At 45.8% G+C, this 19084-nt stretch carries 15 protein-coding genes, 3 tRNA genes and 1 pseudogene; 10 read left to right on the top strand and 9 right to left on the bottom strand.

The features are described from left to right. Nucleotides 1-326: 326 nt before the first annotated feature. The 4 genes from ACZOTW_RS06215 (at nt 327) to ACZOTW_RS06230 (ending at nt 1856) form a co-directional block, all read left to right on the top strand. Nucleotides 327-851, top strand: coding sequence for a restriction system modified-DNA reader domain-containing protein (locus tag ACZOTW_RS06215; protein WP_483997788.1), 525 nt, complete (start codon nt 327-329; stop codon nt 849-851). A 105-nt stretch (nt 852-956) separates the two neighbouring features. Continuing rightward, complete coding sequence (locus tag ACZOTW_RS06220; RefSeq protein WP_483997769.1) at nt 957-1226, top strand: DUF2924 domain-containing protein; 270 nt, start codon at nt 957-959, stop codon at nt 1224-1226. After that, the gene (locus ACZOTW_RS06225; protein ID WP_483997770.1) at nt 1223-1429 is read left to right on the top strand and encodes a DUF5681 domain-containing protein; all 207 of its coding nucleotides are present in this window, start codon (nt 1223-1225) and stop codon (nt 1427-1429) included. Before ACZOTW_RS06220 ends, ACZOTW_RS06225 begins: the two co-directional genes overlap by 4 nt. Continuing rightward, nucleotides 1419-1856 (top strand): DUF2924 domain-containing protein, encoded by a 438-nt coding sequence (locus tag ACZOTW_RS06230; protein WP_483997771.1) that lies wholly within the window; start codon nt 1419-1421, stop codon nt 1854-1856. Before ACZOTW_RS06225 ends, ACZOTW_RS06230 begins: the two co-directional genes overlap by 11 nt. Here ACZOTW_RS06230 and ACZOTW_RS06235 read toward each other — a convergent pair. Continuing rightward, nucleotides 1851-2627 (bottom strand): hypothetical protein, encoded by a 777-nt coding sequence (locus ACZOTW_RS06235; RefSeq protein ID WP_483997772.1) that lies wholly within the window; start codon nt 2625-2627, stop codon nt 1851-1853. The genes ACZOTW_RS06230 and ACZOTW_RS06235 overlap by 6 nt on opposite strands. Nucleotides 2628-2704: 77 nt before the next feature. On the opposite strand from ACZOTW_RS06235, the gene ACZOTW_RS06240 reads away from it, so the two are divergent. The 4 genes from ACZOTW_RS06240 (at nt 2705) to ACZOTW_RS06255 (ending at nt 10411) form a co-directional block, all read left to right on the top strand. Continuing rightward, nucleotides 2705-4324, top strand: coding sequence for a recombinase family protein (locus tag ACZOTW_RS06240; RefSeq protein ID WP_483997773.1), 1620 nt, complete (start codon nt 2705-2707; stop codon nt 4322-4324). Nucleotides 4325-4328: 4 nt separating this feature from the next. Continuing rightward, a complete protein-coding gene (locus ACZOTW_RS06245) occupies nt 4329-5198 on the top strand; it encodes a hypothetical protein (protein WP_483997774.1) in 870 nt (289 codons plus the stop codon). A 680-nt stretch (nt 5199-5878) separates the two neighbouring features. Continuing rightward, nucleotides 5879-7231, top strand: coding sequence for an autotransporter strand-loop-strand O-heptosyltransferase (locus ACZOTW_RS06250; RefSeq protein WP_483997775.1), 1353 nt, complete (start codon nt 5879-5881; stop codon nt 7229-7231). A gap of 3 nt (nt 7232-7234) precedes the next feature. Beyond that, nucleotides 7235-10411, top strand: a complete 3177-nt coding sequence (locus tag ACZOTW_RS06255; protein ID WP_483997776.1) for an autotransporter outer membrane beta-barrel domain-containing protein — start codon at nt 7235-7237, stop codon at nt 10409-10411. Nucleotides 10412-10708: 297 nt separating this feature from the next. On the opposite strand, the gene ACZOTW_RS06260 is transcribed toward ACZOTW_RS06255, so the two are convergent. From ACZOTW_RS06260 to ACZOTW_RS06275, 4 genes are all read right to left on the bottom strand, one after another. Next, nucleotides 10709-10784, bottom strand: a tRNA-Pro gene (locus ACZOTW_RS06260). 15 nt (nt 10785-10799) lie between these two features. Continuing rightward, a tRNA-Pro gene (locus ACZOTW_RS06265) sits at nt 10800-10874 on the bottom strand. A gap of 40 nt (nt 10875-10914) precedes the next feature. Continuing rightward, nucleotides 10915-11253, bottom strand: a complete 339-nt coding sequence (locus tag ACZOTW_RS06270; protein WP_177746791.1) for a MerR family transcriptional regulator — start codon at nt 11251-11253, stop codon at nt 10915-10917. A gap of 112 nt (nt 11254-11365) precedes the next feature. Next, nucleotides 11366-11437 (bottom strand) — tRNA-Arg (locus ACZOTW_RS06275). 146 nt (nt 11438-11583) lie between these two features. Between ACZOTW_RS06275 and ACZOTW_RS06280 the strand changes: the two genes are divergently transcribed. Next, nucleotides 11584-11985 (top strand): copper resistance protein NlpE, encoded by a 402-nt coding sequence (locus ACZOTW_RS06280; protein WP_428063117.1) that lies wholly within the window; start codon nt 11584-11586, stop codon nt 11983-11985. Between the two features lie 345 nt (nt 11986-12330). Continuing rightward, complete coding sequence (locus ACZOTW_RS06285; RefSeq protein WP_483997777.1) at nt 12331-13122, top strand: type IV pilin protein; 792 nt, start codon at nt 12331-12333, stop codon at nt 13120-13122. A 2-nt stretch (nt 13123-13124) separates the two neighbouring features. Here the strand turns inward: ACZOTW_RS06285 and nagA are convergent, their stop codons facing one another. The 4 genes and pseudogenes from nagA to ptsP all read right to left on the bottom strand — a co-directional run bounded on the left by nagA (nt 13125) and on the right by ptsP (nt 19042). Further along, the gene (nagA, locus tag ACZOTW_RS06290; RefSeq protein WP_483997778.1) at nt 13125-14264 is read right to left on the bottom strand and encodes an N-acetylglucosamine-6-phosphate deacetylase; all 1140 of its coding nucleotides are present in this window, start codon (nt 14262-14264) and stop codon (nt 13125-13127) included. Next, entirely contained in the window at nt 14265-15083 is an 819-nt protein-coding gene (gene nagB, locus ACZOTW_RS06295) for a glucosamine-6-phosphate deaminase (RefSeq protein ID WP_428050474.1), read from the bottom strand. It lies immediately after the preceding gene. Nucleotides 15084-15110: 27 nt separating this feature from the next. Further along, nucleotides 15111-16541 (bottom strand): annotated as a pseudogene (gene nagE / locus ACZOTW_RS06300) (N-acetylglucosamine-specific PTS transporter subunit IIBC); the annotation flags it as partial. 8 nt (nt 16542-16549) lie between these two features. Then, nucleotides 16550-19042 carry a phosphoenolpyruvate--protein phosphotransferase gene (gene ptsP, locus ACZOTW_RS06305; RefSeq protein WP_483997779.1) on the bottom strand — a complete coding sequence of 831 codons (2493 nt, stop codon included), beginning with the start codon at nt 19040-19042 and terminating at the stop codon, nt 16550-16552. Between the last annotated feature and the right edge of the window lie 42 nt (nt 19043-19084).

Here is a 19084-nt window from a genome sequence, read left to right on the forward strand (position 1 = left end):
AGAAACTTTTATTGTGAATTATAAAAAAACAAAATTTTATAATCAATATGTCGAGTAAAGTATTTTGCTATGTTTCTCTTTTCGAATGCTAAATGGTAATTGTAATGAAGTCATGTATAGAAATGATGCTTGATTTGCTGCCATTTCGTTTCTAATGTATCGTTTGTTCCAAACGTTTCCATCAAATAGGAATATTTATTAAAAAATAGTAAAAAATGATATAATAAGCCATGTCCATTATAACTAAAAAACTGCAAAATATTGGCATTTCAGCGTTGGAAAACTATTCTTTCTTGCTCACAGAACTCATTGCCGAATAGCCTGGTATTTATGCTTTATACAAGGGAAACGATTTGTATTATATTGGCAAAGCGGTGGACTTGAAACGTCGCCTGAGTCAGCACTTAAAAGACCGTCATCATAAAAAATGGGATAAATTTTCGTTATTTATTGTAAATAATGAAAAACATATTGGAAATTTGGAATCTTTATTAGTTACTGTTTGCGAACCAAAAGGAAACCGCCAGCATCCGCGCGGGAAAGCTGTAAGTTTAGAAAGCGATTTTAGACAACGTATTGATGTTTATCGTCAAGAGCAAGACGCCTTGTTGTTTGGCAGAAAAAAAGGCGCGTCGTCGCGCAAAGTTATTCCTTTGGAGACAGTTTATAAAGGAAAGAAATATACAGCTAAAATATTGCCCAATGGAAATATTACTTTTAATAGGCAAATTTTTTCTTCTCCTTCAGCGGCAGGGCGGTTTATAACTGGAAAAGTATCTAATAATGGCCTATTATTTTGGAAAAGTAAGGATAAAAAAGGCAAATTGGTTTCTCTGAAAAAGCTACTTTAATTTATCTGGTTCAAGCAGGATTCCTTCTTGACTTCCCTTCCGATAGTAAGCGGTAATAGGAATGGGCCAAAAGCCCACTAAACCAATATACTATCGGGAGTTTTTATGAAGAAAAAATCTAAACAAGTAGTTGTAAAAGTTGCCAAGCAAAAAGTCGCAGATGTAGCTGAACCGACACCCAAAGAACGGGATGGTCGCTTACCTGCCGTCGGCACAGTTATCACTAAAACCTACCACGGACAAACCATAGAAGTAAAAGTGCTTGAAAATGGCTTTGAATACCAAGGAAAACTATACAAAAGCATATCTCGTGTGGCTATGGAAATCGTCAAGCGGCCTATCAGCGGGTATGTGTTCTTCGGGTTATCCAAATGACACCGCGTATATTACCACCCGTTAAACACCAGTTTGTAAAAGGGCGATCAGGCAATCCACTGGGGCGGCCCAAGAAATTGCGCGAAGCGGAAATCTTGCAAGTAGCCATCAAGTTTTTTGATGAATTAGCCAAGGCCTATTATGGTAAGGGAAATGCTGCCCGTAAGATAAGCCGTATCCGGAGGGTGCTAAATGAGAAATAAATGTTATTTACCTAAAAGTTTTGAAGAACTCAAAGGATTATCCGATGAGAAACTCCAATTTTATTGGGATATATTCTATCGGTATCCGTTAAGAGGGAGAAAGAGCAAATATAGACCCTTGTGGTATGCTATCCAATGTGAGTTGTATAGTTGTAAACTGGCCGAAAAGTATATAACTAGGTTAGATAAATATGCCAGCAACCCAGAGAAATATATCCAACGGGCCCATCAATGTAAATATAATTTAGCGATAGGAACTATCCTAACCAAAAAATACAAAGGGCAGATTTATCAAGTAATAGTGAAAAGCGAGAAAGAATACGAGTGGGAGAATAATATCTATCATAATTTGACGGCAATAGCGCAGAAAATAACACGGGGCCACATAAGCGGCCCCAAATTTTTTGGGTTAAAGAGACTGTCATAGAAACAAATCCTTATCTATTTTTAAATCTTGCAATATTTGTTTTGCAAGGCCCCCATCGTCTATATATTCAAGTGGTTTTAATCGAATGCCAGCATTGGATAAAAATCCTTTAGAGGATAGTAGGTTTTTTAATTCTTCTAGCGCCATCTCGTAATTTGATTTAGCCGGGAATTTTGAATAGTTAATTATCTTTCCTAGTACGATATTACTAAAATTGCTTGCATATTTTAGTGTTAGATCTGCATATATCATTATACTGCCTAGTTTTAACATATCTCCAACAAATAATTCTGTTTGAACAGATTTATTCTGTAAATTGTGACCTATTCTTTCGGTACGATATGCTTTGATGTGTTGCAGCAGTTTATGTTTATGAGCATGTGGCACCTGTTCAATAATTTGTTTTGCTTGTGCTGGAGTTATTCCCTCACAAGGATAACAATTGATAATAAATTCTTTTAAGATGCGATTTTTATTTAATATTGTGGATGCTAAATATAAACTATTGACATCATTACTATTATCCCATATTCGAAATAATATCGATACCATATCTGAGATCACAATATTTTGTATGTAGTGAGCTAGATGTGTTCCTGATTCAGTTTGTGCCTCTATCTTCCATGGGGAAGTTAAAATATTTGAAAATTCAATATCAAATAGTAAACGGCATAAATCTTCATCCATAGCTTCCATTATTTGTTTAATGTTTTTAAAGTCATCTTTATCATTTGGTTTTAATTCATTAGTTATTTCAATGATTTTTTCCATTGTCAAAGTTTTTACCATATTTCTTGACTTATCTCCCGATAGTAAGCATTACTGTGTATAGGAGAATTATAACAAATATGCCAAAAGTTAATTGTGCTATATACACTCGTAAATCTACAGAACACGGTCTAGATATGGAGTTTAACTCGCTCCAAAATCAGGAGGAGGCGTGTAAGGCCTATATCCTCTCCCAAGCATTCAATAACTGGGAATATTATAAAACATATTCGGATGGCGGCATTAGTGGCGGGACCATGGAGCGCCCCGGCTTAAAAACACTCCTTAACGATATCCGAGCGGGACAAATACAGGTAGTAGTCGTCTATAAAGTGGACCGCCTTTCGCGCTCTATTATTGATTTCCACAAAATGATGCAAGAGTTTGATAAATACGGTTGCAACTTTGTGTCCATTACCCAATCCTTTGACACGAGTAATTCTATGGGGAAACTGACGCTTAATATGCTCTTGTCCTTTGCCCAATTTGAGCGGGAGGTATCAGCCGAGCGTGTACGAGATAAAATCGCCGCTAGCAAGGCCAAGGGGCTATGGATGGGGGGAACTCCGCCATTGGGCTATGACCTTAAAGACAAGCAACTTATCCCTAATCCGCAAGAAGCCGAAGTCGTCAACTTAATTTTTAACAAGTATTTAGAACTGGGCAATATACAAGCTACAGCCGATTGGATGAATCAGCAAGGCTACCGCAGTAAATGCTGGCAAACGGTGTCGGGGGCTATGCGGGGCGGACATTTATTTCGGCACGGGTCTATACAACGAATCCTCGGGAATCCTGTCTATATAGGAAAAATGCCGCATTTGGCGGCTAATAAGGTCTATGTCGGCAAACAAATGGCTCTTGTACCTTGTGAAATTTTTGAACAGGTGCAATCCAAAATAGGGAATTCTAAGAACGGATTACGGGAATATCGCTCATATATCCGTCAAAAGGCTTTATTGGCGGATAAATTGTTTGATGATAAAGGAAATCCTTATAAATTGACCAGTACGACTAAAAAGGGGCAGAAATTCCAATATTATTTTATTAGAAATGGGATTCATATTTCGGTGGTTCAACTGGACGGTTTTGTATTGGATACAATTTGTCGGGCTGATTTGAGCGGTTTGGATTTACAGGCAGACAGAAGCTATATTGGCTTTAATGAGGCTAAAACGTGCCTAAAACGAGCCGTTTGTATAAAAACGGGTACAGACTGCTATGTACAACTTGAACTAGATAAAAACTTGTTTTTGGATATTTGCCGGAAGAATCCCACACAGGAAGAGCGGCAAAATGATTTACTTGTGCCGGATATAGGGGAACATACAATCACCTTGCGGGCCACTTTTTATATAGATAATGTATCCTCTACGCGGCTACAAAATGGCACAGCCAATAATATTTTGACGGTGCGGCAACTAAATGAAAGTTGGGTGCGTGGGCTCGCGCGAGCGTGGCAATGTAAGAAGATGATAGAAAGCGGCATGACTTCCCGTGAAAGGGAAAAAGCCAGTGGAATGAATAAGCGCACTTTTGCCCGATATTTGAATTTGTGCTACTTGTCTCCGCGTATAGTGGCGGATATTTTAGAGTATAGAAACCCGCAAAATATGAGTTTGAAAGAATTGATGAATTTAGCAGAGGGACACATGGATTTTAAAGCGCAGGAAAAATGTTGGGAAAGTATTATAAAATAACTATATGAATACAAAGACGTTTTTATCAAAGTTTCCAACTTTTTCTAAGCGGTGGGCTCAGTATCAAAAAGAGATTGCTCCTCTGTCTCTCGGATGGACTGTGATGAGTGATTATTGTTTGGACAATCGCCAAAAACATGATTGTATTACTTTTACAATTAGTCCAGTATTAGGGCAAATTGAACCGGTGGCTAATTTTTTTAATCGGAAGTTACCCCGGGATATTAAACAAATTCGTCGTTTTTCACAGGAGGAATGCGAATTCCTCCGTCGGGCACCTTTTTTTAGTTTGGTGTTTCTTATTAATGATAAAAAACGTTTTTTCAATATTGAACTTTTTAAAGAAGATATACATCAGTTGCAAAAAAGTTCTTTAATCCCGAAAGAATTTTGTCAACGATTACGGAAATTTGAGCTGACTTTGAAAAGTAAATGCCAACCTATAAAAACCTTACAAAATCTATCGTTGGTTTCATTCATATTTGGAAAAATTGTGGAGTTTTTATGTGTTAAACATTATACGGAAGAAATCCATTGGTTTCCAGACCGGGATAATATTATGCAAATTGGAAATGGAATAATTAAAGAAATCTCTAATATCCAATGTACCAATTCTATTGCGGGGCGGGTGAAATATCCAAAAATTAGAATTGGTGGAGAAAACCCTAAGACGCATCAATTTCTTTTTGAACCTTACACACGTTATCCAGATATTATCACTGGTATTTTCTCATCTATAGATTTTGAAGCGCAGCTCGCAGACAAAGAAAAACATATTCAAGGATTAAAAGAAATTGTGATTGATAATCCGCATATTGTAGTGTTTTCTTTTACGCCAGATAAGATATCTTGTATGAATCTTCGAACGAAATAATCTTTTTGAGATTCCTCTATTTTGCCCACCAGAGAAAAAGGCCCCAAAAGGGCCTTTTTTGCGGTCTATAAATACTGCTCTAAAACCCGAATGGATAAAAATCAGCCCAAAATACCAACGGAGAAGGGAAAAAGCCACTTACTTAAAAGAGTCTTTCTAAATGGTCGTATATGGTTTGTCTCAAGCGAAGCGAGAGTTTTCAAGAGGTATAGCAATGATTGGGCAATATGGGTAGTGGGCTTGGCGGCATTTAAGAGCAATGTCGGGAAATTTTGATGGATTCAACCAGTGGACTTTCATAAAGCGCGTATGTAAGTATGTGGGAGCTACATAAAATGATGGGCAAAATCAACGAAAAGTTTGTATAGTAAATTATAAGTTGTTAAGTAAAATGTATATACAATTATTTCTGTTTTTTGGAATCCTATAGAAGAATAGGATGGTCTTTGGGCAACCAAAGTCTACTCGAGTCCAAAAACAGCTGGTTTAGGCAGAAGATTCGGCGGGTAGCTTCCAAGGGGTCTTCTTCCCAATGTTCGTATATTCTTGATTGGAATTACAATTTGAGAATTACGCAACTACGGCTGTTATGGGTATACTCGCGAGTGGAATATCCATAATGGCCGTTTTTTATTGGAAGCCCTATCTCTTCTTTCTGGATTCTGCTAGAGAGGGGATTTATGTCCGAAAATACCGATTCTGTGGTTTCTGTCTCGCCTGTTTCTGCTTCTTCGTTAAACTCCACTGCAAATCAAGGAACTGCCACTGCCAGTTCTGGTGCTGTTGCTTCAGCCAATGTAACCGCTTCCGTTACTGTATCTACCGGGAAAACGGTTAATCCGTTTGTCGTTCCGGTGCCTGCCATTCCCACACAAGAAGGTCCGATGGGTATTCGTTATGATTTTAACGACGGTGCACGTGTTTTGTTGCCCAAAGGAAAATGGCACGTTCAAATTGAAGACGACGAAACAGACAACATTATTTTTGCCTGTGATGCCGACGAAGGCTGGGTACTCAGCACCAAAAAATATTATATTCCGTTCCGCATCCGCGTGTGGGTGCGTGGGGAAAAGGAACCCGTCTTAAACCACACGTTGGACCTGACAGGCAAAGAAGTCCAAATCAAGTTCCCCGTCGGCACGCTGGGGGATATTATTGGTTGGCTGACGTATGCGGACAGATTCCAGCAAAAGCATAAATGCGCGGCGGAAATAACCATGGCGCACAACCTGGCGGAAATTTTTGAGGGGCAGTACCCCAATTTATTTTTCACGCATTTGCCGGGCAAAATCCGTTTTGAAAAACCCTACGCCAGTTATATGTTGGGTTTGTTTTTCAAAGAGAACGACACCCACCAACCCATAGATTTCCGCAAGGTGGGCCTGCACCGCACCGCAGGTTATATTTTGGGTGTAGACCCGCGCGAAGAAGCCCCCAAGGTAAAGTTAGGTAGCCCGCGCAAAATTAAAGAGCGTTATGTATGTATTGCCACCAAATCCAGTTCCCAGGCCAAATTTTGGAACAACGGCTACGGGTGGGAGCAAGTGGTTGCCTACTTAAAGGAACTGGGCTACCGTGTAATTTGTATAGATAAAGAGCCCGTCACCGGGTTCAAATACACTTGGAACCGTATGCCGCACGAGGCGGAAGATTTTACCGGGAACAAGCCCCTGCAAGAGCGCATAGCGCTTTTGGAACACGCGGACTTTTTTATCGGGTTGTCGTCCGGCTTAACGTGGTTGGCGTGGTGTACGCATATTCCGATAGTTTTAATTAGCGGCTTTACCTTGCCGATATGCGAGTTTTACACGCCGTACCGCGTGTTTAATTCCCACGGTTGTAATGGTTGTTGGGATGATATAAATTGCAACTTTGACCATTACGATTATTTTTGGTGTCCTAAATTCAAAAATACGGACCGCCAATACGAATGCACCCGCTTAATAACGGGCAAACAAGTAATTGGGCATATTAAACAATTAATGAAAGATTGCCATTTAACCGCCCCCAAAAACGAATCCGAGGAGAAATAAAATATGAGTAAACGTTATTCCCCCCAAGAAGAAAATATTTATTCCAGTGCTTGTATTCAGGCATTGGAGCAGGAGTATTGTTCCAGTTGCAGTGCGGCGGTGGTAAGCTCTTGCATCGTGTCCCGCGGTTTTGGAGAGCGGCTGGTATCGCGTATTTATAACGGTGGGCGCCGGGCCGTATATACGGCAGCGGTGGCGGCCATGCTGGCTAACAATATGGCCCTGCCTGCGTATGGGGCTGGAACGTATGTAAGCGCGGGGAAAACGGTGACAGGAGCCACTATTACCTCGGGTAATTCCCAAATTATTTATTCGGCCGGCGTGGCAGATTCTACTACTATCTATGGCGGCCTACAAGTGGTTTCCTCCGGCGGTGTGGCAACTAATACCACAATGTATCAGGACGGTTGGCAGTTTGTGTCCTCCGGCGGCGTGGCGAGCAATACCACTATCAATCTGGGGGGCCAGCGGGTGTCCTCCGGCGGTGTGGCAAATACTACCATTATCAACTCCGGCGGTGCTCAACATCTGCAATCCGGCGGTGTGGCAAATGCTACCACCATCAATTCCCGTGGTTGGCAGAATGTGGAAGGAGGCGGCTTGGCCAATGGTACCACCATCAACTCCCTTGGTTGGCTGAACGTGGCAAGCGGCGGCGTGGCAAGCAATACCACTATCAACTCCGTCGGGCATCTGGGGGTGTCCTCCGGTGGCGTGGCAAATGAAACTACTATCCACTCCGGCGGTAGCCAGAATGTGTATGTCGGCGGGGTGGTAAGTGACACCACTATCCATGATGGAGGATTGCAGTTTGTGCACGCCGGCGGGAAAACATATAATGTGAGGCAACATTCCGGCGGGAAAATGTTTGTAATCGTTTCTGGCGGGGATGCAGAAACCTATGTGGAAGGGACCAACGCAAGCGGGGAACCCTTCAGTTTACAAAGCGGCAGGGCAAGTAATTTTATCCTTTACTCCGGCGGTTCTCAACATGTGAAGTCCGGCGGGGTGGCAAGTGCTACCACTATCCATGGCGGAGCTCAGTATGTGTCCGCCGGCGGTGTGGCAAGTGCTACCACTATCCATGGCGGAGCTCAGTATGTGTCCGCCGGCGGTGTGGCAAGTGCTACCACTATCCATGGCGGAACTCAGTATGTGTCCGCCGGTGGGACGGCACTCGAGACCACTATCCATGGCGGAACTCAGGATGTGTCCGCTGGCGGTGTGGCGAGTAATACCACTATCAACGAGGGCGGTTTGCAGAATGTGTCTTCCGGCGGAAAAGCATATAATGTGATGCAATATTCTGGCGGAAATATTAATGCGGATGTTTATGGTGGGGATACGTCAACCTATGTGTCCGGCACCAATGCAAGCAGGGAAGCCTTTACGCTACAAAACGGCGTGGCAAGCAATTTTATCCTTTATGCCGGCGGTTTGCAGAATGTATTCTCCGGCGGTGTGGCAAGTGCTACCACTATCCAAGAGGGCGGTTTGCAAAATGTGTCTTCCAGAGCGGTGGTAAGTGATACCCTTGTTGCGGGCGGGGTGCAGAATGTGTACTCCAGCGGCGTGGCGAGTAATACCACGCTGAACAGCGGGGCGGTTAATCTTTATGAGGGTGGCCTGGTAAGCGGCCTGAACGCCACAGGCGGGGACTTAAATGTGTATGGCAACAACACCTTGCAAGGCAATATTAACCTTGCGGATGCCCAAGTAAACATCGACCATACAACCGGGATGAATACCCTGGGTATAGAAAACCTGTCCGCCAATAACGCGGTGTTTAATATGAATGTGGACTTAGAAACCCAAACCGCCGATAAACTGAACATTACGGATAGTTATAGCGGGAATGCCAACCTGAAACTAACCAATGTGGCCCCCACCGCCCAAGCAACCACCGGCGATGGTATAAAACTGGTGGAATTTGCCGACACTGCCACTGTAAACGGTACGTTTGACTTATTAGGCGGCAAATGGGATGAGGGCGGTTATGTGTACAAATTGGCACAAGGTACCGCGGCCGGAACCGGGCAGGATTACTACTTGCGCAACACCCAAGAACTGACGGATACGTTTAAGACCATGTTAAACGTACCGATAATGAACGTTGTTATCGCCCAAACCGGGATGAACTCCCTACAAAAACGGTTGGGGGATTTGCGCGCCATGGATAATACGCAGGCCAAGCAAGGCGTATGGGTGCGCAGTTATTACAAGGATATGACGGTGGATGATTTAATCAAAACGGATGCCAATTTGTTTGGTGCCGAGGCCGGATATGACTGGTTGTTTAGGGCCGAGGAACCCACCAAATTGTATGCCGGGGTGTTGGTTGGGTTTGTGTCCACCCGCAATATCAAAACCAAAAAGAGCGACGGTGTGTACGATAAAGGGGACGGTGAAGCCCCGGGCGTGGGTGTGTATGCAACCTTACTGAACGAAAACGGCTGGTTTGTGGATTTGGCGGCGCGAAACTTCTGGAGTAAGTTGGATATGAAGAGCCACTCCTCCACCGGAACGGAACTGGCATATAAGCCCAACCGGAATGTGGTTGCGGCCAGTGTGGAAGTAGGAAAGAGCATAAATAGCGAACTGGCCCGCAATAAGTTCATCCGCATAGAGCCGAAATTAGAAATTGGTTATATGCACGCCTCGGCGGAAAATGCTTCCGTAGGGGATACCGGTAATGATATTAGGTATAATGCGGCTAATTACGTCAATGCCAAAGCGGGTGTGCTGTTGGCCTACAACGCCGTGCGGGATAACGGCCTGCTGATAGAGCCGTTGTTGGAATTGGCCTACCGCTATGAGTTTGCCGGCAAGGATGACCTTGCTTATGCCGGCGCGGCGGAAAAGAGCGACCTTTCAGGTGGCACGTTGGAAGTGAACGCCGGGCTTGATATGCAACTTACCAAAAACTTGTATTGGTACGGCTTGGGCAGTTATGAGGCCGGCAATATAGTAAAAGGGTGGGGTGTACACGCGGGCATCCGCTATGCGTTTGGCGGCACGCAAGATTCTTCCGCCGCGCAAACCCCTGCCAATGCGGCCCAAAAGGGTCAAGTGGTAAAAAAAGCGGGCGAACCCCAAAAAAAGAACGGTAAGGAAACGGACTCCCCTAATAAGGCGTTGAAAGAGGGGGCAGGTGGCCGAAGCCCCGCAAGCCAAAAGTGACTATTCCTTTATGAAAGAAATGAAACGCCGTTGGCGTGAAGGAAAGTAATTTAATGAGAGGTAAGGGAATGAAAATAAGTTTCCTTGCCTCTTTTTTATGAAAAATAGACGATAAAGTATTGGATTTTTGGATCCTCTCATTTTGCCCGGTAGAGAAAAAGGCCCCAAAAGGGCCTTTTTTGCGGTCTATAAATACTGCTCTAAAACCCGAATGGATAAAAATCAGACTAAAACGCCGACGAGAGAGGGAAAAATTAGACAACAAAAAAGCCGCTTACTTAAAAGCGGCTTTCTAAATGGTCGGGGCGGCGGGATTCGAACCCACGACCTCACGGTCCCGAACCGTGCGCGCTACCATCTGCGCTACGCCCCGTAAATAATTTTTAAATGGTCGGGAAGGCGGGAATCGAACCCGCGATCTCTCGCACCCCAAGCGAGCGCTCTACCTCTGAGCCACTCCCCGAAAAAAGCAGTCTTTTACTGACTACCTAAATATTTTATCATTATTTTAACAATTCTTCCAGTATTTCTTTTATTTCTGTTAAAAGTTTGACATCGCTGTGGGCTTTTTCGGTTTTGCTTGCTGTCGGAAATTGATATTTAGACAGTTGTTTTTTAGCGCCTTCTAATGTTAGTTTGTGTTTGTAAATTAAATCTTTAATTTTGAGAATAGTATAAACATCTTCTTTGGTGTAACGGCGATGTCCGCTTTCCAGGCGAATTGGACGGATGAGCCCAAATTCAGCCTCCCAATAGCGCACGGAATATTCCGGCACACCGGTAATGCGCTTTACATCGCCGATAGAAAAATAGTCTTTTTGTTCAATTTCTTCTATTCCCATATCCGTATTATATCAATTTGGGAGAGCGGTGCGCTTTATGAGTGTTTTTTCAGGCAGTTTGCTTGCTTTTGCCGTAAATAAAAAGCCCCGCAAAAGCGAGGTTTTTTAAGTTTGCGCCCGGCGGGAGTCGAACCCACATTTCCAGCTTCGGAGGCTGACGCTCTATCCATTGAACTACGGGCGCGGAAAGCATTTACTCTATTTTATCAAAATTTGGGAGACTGCGCTTTTAAGTTTCGCATTTTCCGGTAAAATATCCTGTTATCTAATCTGAAAAAGGTACATTATCGGGAAACGCTTTTTGATAAAATATAAACAAAGGAGGAAAATATGAAAAAAATTACAGTATTAGTGGCTGCTATTTTATTGGCGGCTTGCAGCAAACCCGCGCCGACGGAAGAGAAAGCCGCCCCAGCGGAGCAAACCGCCGCGGTAGGGGAAATCTATACAGGTGTTTTGCCTGCGGCGGACGGCCCGGGTATCAAAACCACGGTCGCCCTGTTGCCGGACGGTACATTTACCTGGACGAGCGAATATTTGGAAAAGGCGGACGGTGTGTTTGAAGATAAGGGAACTTACACGGTTGAAAACGGGGTGGCAACGCTGACTATTCCCCAGCAAGAGGGCTATTATTTGAAACTCTCACCGGGGCAGGCGACCCTGCTTGACCAAGACCGGCAGCCGATAACCGGAGAACTAGCCGAGCAGTACATTTTAAAGAAAGCCAATTAAAAAAATTCCCGAGTGCTCCTCGGGAATTTTTATGTTATGGCGGGGCGACGTGGTGCTCCATACGGCTTTTGTACGGGGGCTATTAATAGTTTAACGATTTGCCTTTTGGTCTTTTTGCCGTTGCTGTTTCGTTGGGTGCAACACTACAAAAAAGTGTGGCTCTGCTAGTCAAAAGAGGGGGAAAAAGTAAGCCGTCCGCAGGACTTCTTTCTAAAAGGGTTGTTTTATTTTTTTTTGTTAAAATTTTGACAATTAAGGCCGGATATACCCGGATGTGTCTGCTGTATAAAAATGCGTATAAAAGGCTGTTTTGCTCAAATATAAAGGTCTTAACAAGGAGAAAAAATGAAAGGGTTTAACAAAATTTGGCGTTTGTTGCCGTCATCCCCGAGAGTTTCTGTCGGGGAACTGTTTTTATTCAAAAAGGAAAACGACAGATTCCCGATTACAACCTTCGGGAATGACAACGAATCCAAGAACGACAACAACGGATCCCCGAACCCTGCGGGCCGCCAACTTCTCGGGGCTGACGACTTTATGAAAAAAGAAGGTCATCCTGAACTTGTTTCAGGATCTACATCTTGGGTTGTGAGCCGTGGCTTTACCTTAATTGAACTCCTGGTTGTTGTCCTTATTATCGGTATTTTGGCGGCGGTGGCGGTGCCGCAGTATCAGTTGGCGGTGGATAAATCTAAATTTGCGTCCAATATGCCGCTGTTAGATGCGACGAGAACGGCCCAAGAAGCCTATTATTTGGCAAATGGCCAGTACGCTACGGAGTTTGACCAGTTAGATATGCAGCTACCGAAATCCTTTACGATTAAACTGCCCGACAGTATGGGTGGGAATTGTTGGAAAAATGGTACTTCGGTGCTATGTATGAATCAATGTTATTCGTATTTGGCTCCGTGGGGCACTCAGGCGGCAATCTATTTCCGAACATACGCGCATAGCAGTTCTAACACGAAGTTATGCGCCAATGCAGATGAGAGACGGGCTTGCATAATGGGAAAAGGAGAGCAAGACAGTTCTCAGGTGGCCCGTTGGCGCAGGTTGTGCAATTCGTTAGGTACCGAAACTTCCCAACACTATGGCGGGGGTATCTTTGCTACGGCACCTACTTTTGATTTACGTTAGTTTTATTGCTTTTTTCCGCCTAAAAAGACGGCTTGTAAATTAAGTTGCTCGTCTAACAACACAATATCGGCCTCAAAACCTTCTTCCAGGCGGCCTTTGTGGGGGATGTTTAATAAGTGCGCGGCATTGGTGCTGGCCAGTTGCGAGGCTTCGGCGGGAGAGTAGCCAAACTTAACCAGATTTTTAAAGGCCTGCGCCATTGTCAGCGCGGAGCCGGCAATTACTTTGTCCGTTTTACGCTTCCATACACCACCGTCCAAAATAACATCTTCCCCGTTTGCAATAAACGGCCCGGACGTAAGCCCGGTTGGTTTTAGGGCATCGGTAACGGCAACAATATTTTCAAGCGGTTTTATATGGCGCAAAAAACCGACCACGTCCGGGTGGACGTGTACGCCGTCAGCAATGATTTCGCACGAAATTTCCGGGTGCATCAGTACCGCGCCGGCGGCTCCGGGGTTGCGGTGGTTGAAACCGCTCATCGCGTTAAATAAATGGGTGGTGTGTTTTATGCCTAGTTGGACGCCGTGTAAAAAATCGCCATAGGTAGCGTTGGTGTGTCCGGCTTGTATCAAAATGCCGCGGGCCAAACAGAAATCAATAATAGGGCCGATTCCGGGGAGTTCCGGGGCCAGGGTGATATTGGTAATGTGCCCTTGGGCGGCCTCGTAGAGACGTTTCATATCGTCTAACTGCGGGGGGACAATGTCCTGCGGTTTCATTACTCCCGGTTTTTGGGGAGAGATAAAAGGCCCCTCCAAGTGAAACCCGATAATTTTGGCACCTGTTTCCGAGCCTAGGGCGGGAAGTAATTTTTTTAAAAGGGCTTCCATTTCGTGCGGACGCGCACAATAGAGCGTGGGGCAGAACGCACATACCCCGTAGCGAGCCAGTTCGTCTGACATTGTAAGCAGGTCCGCGGAATTGGCATTTTCCGGTCCGTGCCCGGCAAAGCCGTGGATATGCAAATCAATAAACCCCGGCACGGCCAGTGCGCCTTTGGCATCAAAGGACGGTGTGTTTGGCAAGGAAACTTCTTCGGTAAAAATTTGTTTGATTTTTCCGCCCGAAAGCCACAGCGCCGCCGGCCTTATTTTGCCGGACAAAACGGCGCGGGCATTGGTAATTAATAAATCTTGCATTTAATCCTCTATCTGTAACGTCCAATGCTCCCCGGTGGGCGTTTCGTCCATTTGCCGGACCAGTTGTGTTTTAAAAGGCTCCGGCAGTTGTTCGCACGCTTCGGGGTCCGCCAATAAGGTGGCGTGCGGGTGGAGTTTTAAGGCCGTAATGGGCCAGTTTAAATCTTTTCCCGGCATTGCCAAATGGGCTACGGCTTCGGCCTTTTTTTCGCCCGAGGCTAAAAATAATACTTCTTTGGCATCTGTTACCGTGCCGATACCTACGGATAAAGCCTGTTTGGGTACGCGGTGCGGGTCGTTTAAAAAGAAACGCGAGTTAGCCTCTATGGTGCTGGGGGTTAGGTCCACTAACCGTGTTCGAGTATTAAAGGCCGAACCTGGCTCATTAAAGGCAATATGTCCGTTGCGCCCTACTCCGCCCAGGAATAAATCAATGCCGCCCAGTGCGGCGATAGCGGCCTCGTATTGAGCACACTCTTGGTTTAGGTCCTTGGCCTGTCCGTTTAAAAGGTGGATATTTTCGGGCTGGAAATCCGTTCCGTCAAATAAATTACAATGCATATAACTACGGTAACTCTGCGGGTGGTCCAACGGCAGGCCGACGTATTCGTCCATATTAAACGTAACAACATTTTTAAAGGATAATAAACGGTTTTTGTAGAAAAGCCGCAAATTGGCATACATATCCACCACCGTTCCGCCCGTCGGCAAACCCAGTACAAAGGGCTTTTTGGGCATTGGCGCAAAGGCATTAATTTTTTCCTTGATATAAGCCGCCGCCCATAGCCCTAAATTCATTTTGGTTACTACTAAACGCATATAAAAAATCCCCTATTTTAAATATTGTTTTATTTCATCTGCCAAGAGGTCCGCTTCCGGCCCGATAACTACCTGTACAATGCCGTTCCCGCCATTTACTACCCCGCGCGCCCCCAGTTGTTTGAGGGCATTTTCTTGTACTTCGGCAGCGTTTTTCACTTCCAACCGCAGACGTGTGGCGCACGCATCCAGCGATAAAATATTATCCTTTCCGCCTAAGGCCTGTATATATTTTTCTCCTCGGGAAAGAGGCTCGTCCGTATGTGTTTGCTCGGGAGTCGGCACCGCAGGTTCAGGGGTGTTAGGTGCCAAAACGGCTTCCGGTTCCCGTCCGGGAGTAAGTAAATTCCATTTGGTAATGGCATAGTAAAAAACAAAATAATAAAGAACTCCGTATGTAAGCCCTACGGGTATTAATTTCCAACCGTTTGTGCCCAAGCCGTAACTAAGCAAATAATCAAAAAGTCCGGCGGAAAAAGTGAAGCCGAGTTTCACTTGTAAAAGGTTCATAACGACGAGAGAAAGGCCCGTTAATACCGCGTGCAACACATACAGCGGAAAAGCCAAAAACATAAACGAAAATTCAATCGGCTCCGTAATCCCGGTTAAAAAGGACGTAAGTGCCATAGACAAAAGAAGCCCGGCCGTGGCTTTTTTGCGGGCGGTATCGGCGGTTTTAATCATCGCCAAACACGCGGCAGGCAGGCCGAACATCATTACCGGGAAGAAACCCGCCATAAAAGTACCGGCTTTGGGGTCTCCCGCAAAAAATCGGGTCAAATCTCCGTGTACCAAGGTATTTACGCCGTTTTGAACGGTGGCAAAATCACCGAATTGGAACCAAACCAAGTTGTTTAAAATGTGGTGCAACCCGAGCGGAATTAACAAACGGTTGGCAAGCCCGTAAAAGAAAAGGCCTATACTGCCGGACGAAATCGTCCAGTTGCCAAACGCGCTGATAGTGCGCCCGATAGGCGGCCATACAAAGTAAAACACGCACGCAAGCAGCAAACACACCGCTCCCGTAACAATGGGCACGAAGCGTTTCCCGCCGAAAAAGGCCAAGTACGGGGGAAGTGCTATATCTTTGTATTTATTGTACAGGCAACCGGCCACCGCGCCCGTAATAATGCCGCCCAAAATATCCATATTAATATCGGGGTCCAGGGTTTTTAGGGTAGCGGTTAAAATCACATAACCGACGAACGCGGCCAATGCCGCGGCTCCGTGGTTTTCTTTGGCGAAGCCGATGGCTACGCCGATAGCAAAAATAATGGGCAAATTGGTAAAAACAGCCCCGCCCGCCTGCGAAATAAAAGCAACATTAAGCAGGTCCGGCTGCCCGAGGCGCAAGAGCAGCCCTGCAATCGGCAGGACGGCAATCGGCAACATAAGGGCCTTACCTAATCGGACTAAAAACTTACCAATAGCGGTGCAAACTATTTTTAATTTTTCCATAAATGCTCCTATGATAAGGCAATGTATTTGCGGCCCAAGGCGCGTACTTCCTGCGCCGAGGTTAATTCTAATGCTTGTGCGGCAAGTTCTTCACATTTTTTGTGACTAACGCGGCGGATTAACGCCTTTACTTGCGCAATGTTTTTAACGCCAACGGCCAATTCGCTTACGCCCAGCCCGATTAAAAAGGGCACAGCGGCCAGGTCGCCCGCCATAGCCCCGCAAACGGCTACGGGGCGGTTATATTTTTTTGCCCCTTGGCTAGTTAAGGAAATGAGTTTTAAGACGGCCGGGTGGAGCGGGTCCGCCTGCGCGCTTAATTCTTTGTGTCCGCGGTCAATCGCCAGCGTATATTGTGTTAAATCGTTCGTGCCGATAGAGAAGAAGTCCGCGTGCCGGGCCAGTTGTCCGCTTGCGAGGGCGGCGGAGGGGACCTCTATCATTGCACCGATTTGCACCTGTTCTTTTATGCCTAATTGTTCGGCCTCTTGGGCGATTAATTTTTTGAAAAAGATAATTTCTTCTGCAAAAGTTACCATCGGCAACATTATGCGCACTTGGTTAAGGGGGGCTGTTTGCAAAACAGCACGGATTTGGGTGCGGAAAAAATCTTCATTGCGTTTAAATGCGCGGATACCGCGCACCCCTACAATGGGGTTATCTTCCGGCAGAATATTTACAAAAGGCAAGGGTTTATCTCCGCCGGCATCCAACAGCCTAAACGTGGCTGGCATATCCCGGCAGGCATTGAGTGTTTCCTGATATACGGCCTGCTGTTCGGTTTCGCCGGGTGCGTCAGCGCGGTTATTAAATAAAAATTCGGTACGTACGAGTCCTAATCCTTCGGCTCCGTGTTGTACGGCTAATGCCGCTTCCTGTGGAGAGGAGACATTGCCTTGCACAGAAATATGCACGCCGTCAGAGGTTAGTGCCGGCTCCTGCGCTTGGGTAGAAGCCTCTTGCAGCAGGGCCTGTTCCTTTTGATTGGTGGCGGCGAAATCTTTTAGTTGCTCTTTTGTCGGGTTGATGACGGCTTTCCCTTCGTCCGCATATAAGAGGACGGGTGCGCCGCTTGGAATTTGAAGTATATCTTCTCCGGCATTTACTATGGCGGGAAGCCCCATATTGCGTAGCAAAATACCCGCGTGCGCGGTGGGCGAGCCGTGGGCCAGCAGAACGCCGGCGGCTAACCCTGCTAAATGGGATACTTCGGAGGGGAGCAACTCCTCGGCTATTAAAATACAGCCTTTGGGCAGTTTCGGCAAGGCATATTTCTGCCCACTCAGCCGCCACAGAAGGGAGCGGCGTAAATCTTTAATGTCGGCAATACGCTCCATTAAAAAGCGGTTTTTTGTCTTTTTTAAAATATCTATACTGGTGCGGACGGCTTCGTTTACGGCATAAGATGCCGTTTTGCCGCGGGAGACCGCTTCCAAGGCGGTTTGGTGCATAAGCGGATCCTGCAACAGTGCTAAATGGGCAGCCAAAATATCTTGCGATGTTTTGTGCGGTTCGGCCGCAATTTTGGCTTGCGTTTCGACAGTTTCCGCTTCCAACGCGGCGGACAAGGCTTTTAACTCCTCTTGCGGGTTGGTGGCATTTTCCTCGTATTGGGCATCTGCCGGTTTAAAGAGAAACGCCTGCCCATTGGCAAGGCCTCCGCAGGCACACAGGCCGGAAACTTCTGCGCCAGCGGAAAAATCTAGCGGAGTCTTTTTGTTTTCGGTGGGGATAGATAGGTTCGCCCCCTTTTCGCCAAAGGCATTTTGAAAGGCTTTTTCCACTTGGGTCAGAAAGGTTTTGGCTTCGCCGGTCGGACCGCCTGCTTTTACCGTTACTTGGCTGTTGTATTCAAGCGCCAGGCCCATAATACCCACTACGCTTTTAGCGTCGGTGCTTTTATCTCCGCAGCATATCTGTACGGGATAGGCATAGGCGGCTGCCAAACGGGCCAGTACGCCCGCCGGACGCGCGTGCAAACCATTGGCATTTAACACGGTAAAAGGACCGCCCTGCGTAAAGGTTTGGCTTAGATTTGCGGTAGTTTGTTCGCCGGACACGCAAACCTGAAAAAGCGGTTCGCCTGTTTTTGTGATTTCCGGGGCAGTACCTTGTACCTTGGTATCGGCCGGAGCAGTTACTACTAACATAATAAGGGAACTGGCGGCCTTGGCAAGTGCGGTGTGTGAAAATTTTAAAAGGGGTTGGCCCTTTTTAACTGTCTCACCCTCTTTGACGAGCGGAGTAAATCCTTCGCCTTTTAAAGAGACCGTTTCCAGGCCGACGTGGATTAAAATTTCTATCCCGTTTTGGGCAATAACCAGTGCGTGCAGGGCTTTGTTAAAATTGATAATTTTCCCGTCTATCGGGGCGTAGATAGTGTCTCCGGCGGGGTCCAGGGCAACTCCGTCGCCCAGCATGCGTTCACTAAATACTGGGTCGGGCACTTGTTCAAGCGGTACAACTGCGCCATCAATCGGCGCGAAAACGGTTAAAGGCATAGTAAAATACTCCTTAGAATTACTTTCATTATAGTATATTCT

The sequence above is a fragment of the Candidatus Avelusimicrobium sp. genome, assembly GCF_056976295.1.

Excerpts from the sequence above, each read along its gene's own strand:
- ACZOTW_RS06220 (WP_483997769.1), top strand. The coding sequence starts at position 957 with ATGAAGAAAAAATCTAAACAAGTAGTTGTAAAAGTTGCCAAGCAAAAA.
- ACZOTW_RS06270 (WP_177746791.1), bottom strand. The coding sequence starts at position 11,253 with ATGGGAATAGAAGAAATTGAACAAAAAGACTATTTTTCTATCGGCGAT.
- nagB (WP_428050474.1), bottom strand. The coding sequence starts at position 15,083 with ATGCGTTTAGTAGTAACCAAAATGAATTTAGGGCTATGGGCGGCGGCT.
- ACZOTW_RS06280 (WP_428063117.1), top strand. The coding sequence starts at position 11,584 with ATGAAAAAAATTACAGTATTAGTGGCTGCTATTTTATTGGCGGCTTGC.
- ptsP (WP_483997779.1), bottom strand. The coding sequence starts at position 19,042 with ATGCCTTTAACCGTTTTCGCGCCGATTGATGGCGCAGTTGTACCGCTT.
- ACZOTW_RS06240 (WP_483997773.1), top strand. The coding sequence starts at position 2,705 with ATGCCAAAAGTTAATTGTGCTATATACACTCGTAAATCTACAGAACAC.
- ACZOTW_RS06235 (WP_483997772.1), bottom strand. The coding sequence starts at position 2,627 with ATGGAAAAAATCATTGAAATAACTAATGAATTAAAACCAAATGATAAA.
- ACZOTW_RS06225 (WP_483997770.1), top strand. The coding sequence starts at position 1,223 with ATGACACCGCGTATATTACCACCCGTTAAACACCAGTTTGTAAAAGGG.
- ACZOTW_RS06255 (WP_483997776.1), top strand. The coding sequence starts at position 7,235 with ATGAGTAAACGTTATTCCCCCCAAGAAGAAAATATTTATTCCAGTGCT.
- ACZOTW_RS06285 (WP_483997777.1), top strand. The coding sequence starts at position 12,331 with ATGAAAGGGTTTAACAAAATTTGGCGTTTGTTGCCGTCATCCCCGAGA.
- ACZOTW_RS06250 (WP_483997775.1), top strand. The coding sequence starts at position 5,879 with ATGTCCGAAAATACCGATTCTGTGGTTTCTGTCTCGCCTGTTTCTGCT.
- ACZOTW_RS06230 (WP_483997771.1), top strand. The coding sequence starts at position 1,419 with ATGAGAAATAAATGTTATTTACCTAAAAGTTTTGAAGAACTCAAAGGA.
- nagA (WP_483997778.1), bottom strand. The coding sequence starts at position 14,264 with ATGCAAGATTTATTAATTACCAATGCCCGCGCCGTTTTGTCCGGCAAA.
- ACZOTW_RS06245 (WP_483997774.1), top strand. The coding sequence starts at position 4,329 with ATGAATACAAAGACGTTTTTATCAAAGTTTCCAACTTTTTCTAAGCGG.